6 protein-coding genes are annotated in these 6,064 nt (G+C 47.0%); all 6 read right to left on the bottom strand.

What is annotated here, in order from left to right; translation table 11 throughout:
* Nucleotides 1-422 precede the first annotated feature (422 nt).
* A complete protein-coding gene (lysS, locus tag ACR65H_RS18120) occupies nucleotides 423-1,913 on the bottom strand; it encodes a lysine--tRNA ligase (protein WP_440502310.1) in 1,491 nt (496 codons plus the stop codon).
* Between the two features lie 101 nt (nucleotides 1,914-2,014).
* Nucleotides 2,015-2,512, bottom strand: a complete 498-nt coding sequence (gene folK / locus ACR65H_RS18115; RefSeq protein ID WP_440502308.1) for a 2-amino-4-hydroxy-6-hydroxymethyldihydropteridine diphosphokinase — start codon at nucleotides 2,510-2,512, stop codon at nucleotides 2,015-2,017.
* On the bottom strand, nucleotides 2,509-2,877 hold the full coding sequence (gene folB / locus ACR65H_RS18110) for a dihydroneopterin aldolase (RefSeq protein ID WP_440502307.1): 369 nt from the start codon (nucleotides 2,875-2,877) through the stop codon (nucleotides 2,509-2,511). The genes folK and folB overlap by 4 nt, the downstream gene beginning before the upstream one ends.
* A gap of 22 nt (nucleotides 2,878-2,899) precedes the next feature.
* Complete coding sequence (gene folP, locus ACR65H_RS18105; protein WP_440502305.1) at nucleotides 2,900-3,754, bottom strand: dihydropteroate synthase; 855 nt, start codon at nucleotides 3,752-3,754, stop codon at nucleotides 2,900-2,902.
* 4 nt (nucleotides 3,755-3,758) lie between these two features.
* Nucleotides 3,759-4,607: an aminodeoxychorismate lyase gene (pabC, locus tag ACR65H_RS18100; RefSeq protein WP_440502304.1), complete on the bottom strand. Its 849-nt coding sequence runs from the start codon at nucleotides 4,605-4,607 to the stop codon at nucleotides 3,759-3,761.
* Between the two features lie 16 nt (nucleotides 4,608-4,623).
* Nucleotides 4,624-6,039: an anthranilate synthase component I family protein gene (locus ACR65H_RS18095; RefSeq protein ID WP_440502303.1), complete on the bottom strand. Its 1,416-nt coding sequence runs from the start codon at nucleotides 6,037-6,039 to the stop codon at nucleotides 4,624-4,626.
* Nucleotides 6,040-6,064: the final 25 nt, after the last annotated feature.

Genomic DNA, 6,064 nt, shown 5'->3' with positions numbered 1-6,064 from the left:
CCAGGATCAAACTCTCCATAATAGAGAAATTCGAGTAGCTCGAGTTTCTTGCTGGCATCATTTAAGATGTCAATTTTTGAATCCGAAGATTCGTTTTGTCTCTTCACCGACAAAGCCGGCTGCAAGACTTTATTTGTTGACGTTTTGCTGTTCAGTTTTCAAGGTTCATTGTGCGCCGCTTCGTCAGAAGCAACTCTTATATAATACCATCTTTGCAATTCCTTTGTCAACAACTTTTCTCAAAAAGTTTTAAGCTGTTTTGAAGTAGTTATTCACTTACCGGAAACGCAACGTTTATTACTATACCAGCTTGTCTTTTTGTTTGCAATACTTTTTTCGAAAAAACTTCCCTTGCTTTATCAAGCAGAAACGAAGACCGTGCAATCATTGTTTTCAAGCCGATTGCACGGCGCTTCCTTCACTTACTCTTTATGTCTCATTTGCGGGAACAGAAGTATATCCCTGATTGATTGTGCGTTTGTCAACAGCATCACTAGACGGTCGACTCCGATGCCTAGTCCTCCTGTCGGCGGCAAACCATATTCTAGCGCTTCTACAAAATCTTCATCCATTTCATGCGCTTCATCATTGCCTTGTTCCTTTTCAACTAATTGCGCTTCGAAACGTTGGCGCTGATCAATTGGATCATTCAACTCGGTAAACGCGTTTGCGTGTTCACGTCTTACGATGAACAGCTCAAAACGATCCGTGAATCGGCTATCTTCAGGATTCTTCTTAGCCAAAGGAGAAATTTCAACTGGATGTCCGAAAATGAATGTAGGTTGAACAAGTTGCTCTTCCACTTTCTGTTCGAAGAATTCATTCAGAATATGACCGACTTCCATCATATCCGTAATTTCAACGCCGTGCTCTTTCGCAAGACTACGTGCCTCTTCAACAGACATCTCTTTCCAGAAATCAACGCCTGTATATTCCTTAACCGCATCAGCCATATGCAGTCGCTTCCATCCAGGAGATAGGTCGATGATATCTTCCCCGTACTTCACTTGCGTTGTGCCCAATACATCTTGCGCGATATGAGCAATCAAGTTTTCCGTGAGTTCCATAATGTCTTTATAATCCGCATAAGCTTCATATAGTTCAATCATCGTGAATTCTGGGTTATGTCTAGTAGAAATCCCTTCATTACGGAAAACACGGCCAATTTCATAGACTTTTTCAAGACCGCCGACAATAAGGCGTTTCAAATGAAGCTCAATTGCAATACGCATATAAAGCGTCATGTCCAAAGCGTTGTGGTGTGTAATGAATGGGCGAGCAGTCGCTCCCCCTGCAATCGAGTGCAGCATCGGTGTCTCAACTTCAAGGAAGCCTTGTCCATCCAAATAGCGGCGCATCGATTGGATGATGCGGCTTCTTGTGATGAAAGTCTCCCTGCTTTCCTCTGACATGATCAAGTCTAGATAGCGCTGGCGATATCTTTGTTCGATATCCTTCAATCCGTGGAATTTATCCGGCAATGGACGAAGTGCTTTCGTAAGGAATGTGAATTCCGTTACCTTAATAGAAAGTTCACCGACTTTTGTTTTAAAGACGTTTCCTTTGATGCCGACAATATCCCCTAGATCTGCATGGCTAAATTGGTCATATGCCTCTTCGCCGACTGCATCTTGACGGACGTAGATTTGAATCTGACCGCCGAGGTCTTGGATATGGGCAAAGCCCGCCTTTCCTTTGCCGCGCTTCGTCATGATTCGTCCTGCAATTTTCACTTCATGCACTGTTTCATCCAATTCCTCTTTAGAAAGCTCCTCATAAGCTTTGCGGATATCATTGGACAGGTGCGTCCGCTCAAACCTTGCGCCAAACGGATCTAAACCGTTTTCCCGCATTTCTTCCATCTTCTGGCGTCTCACCAAAAGCTGATCGTTCAATTCATCCAAATGGGACATTTCCTTCACTCCTTCATAGTGATCCCTCACGCCGGATGGCATGTTCCTATTGTACACAAACTCTTTATGTAAAAAAAGCCGCCACTATAATGGCGGTTGCATCACAGTTGCTGCTTGAATTCATCAGCTTTCTTCCAAAGTACAACGCCATCGTCATCGGCAACTGTAAACGGAGTTCCTGTTACAGGATGTCCGATTGTAGACGCGATTTCCAATAAAGGCACGAGAACAAAAGCCCGTTCACCCATTCTCGGGTGAGGCACAGTTAAATTCTCCGCTTCAATATTGTCGTTATTATACAGTAAAATGTCAAGGTCGACAGTCCGAGGTCCCCATCTGATGTCCCGCACGCGACCTAAACCGTTCTCAATATGTTGGCATGCCGACAATAATTCATATGGATCCAATGAAGTTTCTACAGAGACGACCAAGTTCAAGAAGTCTGCCTGATCCGTATAACCGACAGGTGCCGTTTCATAGATAGAGGACACGTTCGACACTTCGATCTTCTCGTGCGAATGAAGTGATCGGACTGCCTCCATAAGATGATGCAGCCTGTCTCCAATATTGGATCCTATGGAAATGTACGCGGTATTCATGAAAACTGTCCTCTCGTAATATCTACGGATACCGAGGCGTAGTGCCCCCGTATTGGCGGGTCAGGTTTGATTAAAACAACTCGTACGCCGTTGACTTGCTTAGCGAACTGCTCCAATATGGTGCGGGAAATCTCCTCTGCAACTGATTCAATCAGTTTCTTCGGCTCCCCTTCGATTACAGATCGACAAACCTCAAACACTTCTGCGTAATTGACCGTCTTCTTCAAATCATCCGAAGCCCCTGCTTCGGCTAAATCAACAGCAAGCGATACATTGGCTCGGAAACGCTGCCCTAACACCGTCTCTTCCTCCAATGCGCCATGATAGCCGTAAAACTCCATCTCATTCAAATGAATATAATCCATCCTCGCACCCTCCGTTTCTCGATCAGTCGACGTTTACTTCCGTCTTGCCAGCTAACACGTCCATCATTCTTACCATACGGGAGATCGCTTTCACATCATGCACCCGCACCATATGACAGCCGTGCTCGATGCCATAGCAAACCGTTGCACCAGTTCCTTCCATTCTCTCTTCGACCGGCAAATCTAGGATGTTGCCGATCATCCTTTTCCGGGACGTGGCAAGCAAAAGCGGGTATCCCATATCTGATATGCGGCGTAGTCCTTGCATCGCCAATACATTCTGCCTCGTATTTTTCGCAAAGCCGATGCCTGGGTCAAGCCAAATATTGTATTCCGGCACACCCGCCTTGCGCGCAATTTCAACACTTTCATCCAAGTCAGCAATCATTTCATCCATGAATGGTCCAGCATACTCCGCTTCTTCTCGATTATGCATAAGGATGATCGGCGCCCTGTGTGCAGCCGCCACTTCCGCGATCCTCGGCTCACGTTTCGCGCCCCATACATCATTGACAATCTTAGCACCGGCTTTCAATGCAGCATCCGCCACGTCCGCCTTATACGTATCGATTGAAATGACACAGTCCAATTCCCGAACTAATGCCTCGATTACCGGAATCGTACGCTCAAGCTCCATTTCGAGCGAGACTGGGGCATGCCCAGGCCGCGTCGACTCACCGCCTATATCAATGATTTTCGCCCCATCTCGAAGCATTTCCTCTGCATGCTTCAATGCCGCATCGACTTGACCGTATTTGCCTCCATCTGAGAAAGAATCCGGCGTGACATTCAAGATGCCCATTACAGCCGTCTCCTTTTTGAAATTGAATTCGGTATTTCCTAAACGGTATATTTCTTTCGCTTTCGATAATTCCATGGCTTTACCCTTCTTTCATTTCATCAATCGCCCGCTCGTACAACCTATGCAATTTTTGATAATAAACCCCTGAAGCACCAGGCATTGTATGCTCGCCTACCGCAGAAAGAGGGACGAGCTCTTGGATTGAGTTCGAAACGAACACTTCATCCGCCCGCTCGACTTCACTCTTCCTAAACAACCCGATATGTACATCCATTCCGGCCTGCGTCCCAAGCTCCAATATGAAGGCGCGTGTAAGGCCTGGCAAAATTCCTGTTTCTACAGACGGCGTGTATAGCTCCCCGTCCTTCACCCAAAACACATTGGATGTCACTCCTTCAGCGACATGTCCATGCGGTGTAAGGAAGATTCCTTCAAGCTCCTTCAATGATGTCAGCTCCAAACGTCCGCGTACATTGTTAAGGAAGTTATGCGATTTATGGCGGATCCGGCTTTCTGGAATATTCCTTTCCGTCTCGAGCCACACAGCCTTCTTTTCCGTTCCCCGCGGTGTTGCCGCAAGCTCTTTCCGGAACAGGATGACATTCGGCGACCTGTACTCAGAAGGAGCCAACCCGATATCATGCACCCCCGCAGACACATTCAGCCGGAAATACCCGTCTTGTCCACCCGACCGGACATAAAGGCCATGAACGGCATCCAAAATCTCTTCATCCGAGTAAGGCATATCAATCCGGTATTCAAACAATGCCGCACGAAGTCGCTCCATATGCTCTTTAAATAAAAACACATGTCCTTCATACGTTCTGAACGTCTCAAAAAAGCCTGCGCCATATAAAAACCCATGATCAAACGGGGATATCCGCAATTGCTCCGCCTGATCAAATTCACCGTTCATCCAACATAGCATGGAGGTGATCCTCCTTTCATTCTACCGCTTCGGCCATTTCCTTCGCTTGCCAGAGCGCTCTCGCTTTGTTGAGCGACTCCACGTATTCCGCTTTCGGATCAGAGTCAGCGACTAAACCCGCCCCTGCTTGTATATGGGCAACCCCGTCTTTTATATACGCAGTCCGAATGACGATATTCAATTCCATATCACCGTTAAAACCAACCCAGCCGATTGATCCTGTATACAAACCTCGCCGCGTCGGCTCCAATTCCTCGATGATTTCCATCGTACGCAGCTTCGGTGAGCCGGTGATCGACCCTCCAGGAAATACCCCTTTAATGATAGCGGCGTTCGATAACTCCGGAGATGCTGTCCCTCTAACATTTGAAACGAGATGCATAACGTGTGAATACCGCTCAATAACCATGAATTCATCCGTTTCCACTGTTTCTGGCACACATACTTGCCCGAAATCTTCCAGTTCCTGTTCGACAAGCATAATATGCTCACCCTTCTCTTTCTCATTGGAGAGCAAATCCATCTCAAACGTTTCATCTTCGATTTCCGTCGCCCCTCTCGGCCTCGTTCCTCCGATCGGACGCGTACTCAATTCCGTTCCCCGCTTTTTAAGCAGCAATTCCGGTGAGCCGGAGACGACAGCGAATTCCTTCGCCCCGATTGACGCCATATAAGGCGATGGATTGAAAGATCGCAATGCTTCGTACATCGATAGCGGATCGGCGGAAAGTAACTTCGATTGCCGGACGGACAGATTAACTTGATTGACATCCCCATCCGCAATATACTGCTGGACGTCTCGCACCATTTGTTCGAATTGAGGTCCGGTCACTGACACTTCCACATTTTCAGGTCTTGTATAGTCGATTGTGAGATCGCTTGTCGTTATGGCGCGATTGCTCAATCCCACTTCTGCCGCGTCCAGCCATTCCCTTTCCATTTTCGAAACATCCAGTCCGCGCCCAGGAAGCGCCATGAAATAGACGGTTTCCGTATCCTGATCAAGAACAGCCCAACGATCAAATAAATAGAAGAAGACATCCGGCGTGTCAAGATCATCCACAGTCATTTCTTCAATCGGTTCATATGTCCGTGCGTAATCGTAACTAATAAAACCTATGGCACCTCCTTGGAAATCCGGCAGCTCCGGTACACTTTCCATCTTCATCGATTCGATGATCGCAGATACTAGTTCAAGAGGTTCGCCTTCCCGCACCTCCTTCATTCCGTCACGCCATTCAAGCTCTACCGAATGAGACTGTCTGCTCGTTAGCGTAACTAGCGGATCGACACCTGCGATACATAGCTTGCCCGTGCGTCCGCTTTCCAGCAAAACATGCTGTTCTGCTGTTTTCGCAAGTTCTTTATAGGCATAAAAAAATTGCTCCTTCGTCATTTCGGCCACCTTGTAATGAGGATGCAATCTATTCATTTCGTTTTCCCCCAACTTCTCATAA

It is taken from the genome of Sporosarcina sp. SAFN-015, from assembly GCF_059415085.1.
Note: the sequence above shows the minus strand (reverse complement) of the source record. Positions and strands in the feature narration are given on the sequence as shown.

Excerpts from the sequence above, each read along its gene's own strand:
- lysS (WP_440502310.1), bottom strand. The coding sequence starts at position 1,913 with ATGTCCCATTTGGATGAATTGAACGATCAGCTTTTGGTGAGACGCCAG.
- folK (WP_440502308.1), bottom strand. The coding sequence starts at position 2,512 with ATGAATACCGCGTACATTTCCATAGGATCCAATATTGGAGACAGGCTG.
- folB (WP_440502307.1), bottom strand. The coding sequence starts at position 2,877 with ATGGATTATATTCATTTGAATGAGATGGAGTTTTACGGCTATCATGGC.
- folP (WP_440502305.1), bottom strand. The coding sequence starts at position 3,754 with ATGGAATTATCGAAAGCGAAAGAAATATACCGTTTAGGAAATACCGAA.
- pabC (WP_440502304.1), bottom strand. The coding sequence starts at position 4,607 with ATGCTATGTTGGATGAACGGTGAATTTGATCAGGCGGAGCAATTGCGG.
- ACR65H_RS18095 (WP_440502303.1), bottom strand. The coding sequence starts at position 6,039 with ATGAATAGATTGCATCCTCATTACAAGGTGGCCGAAATGACGAAGGAG.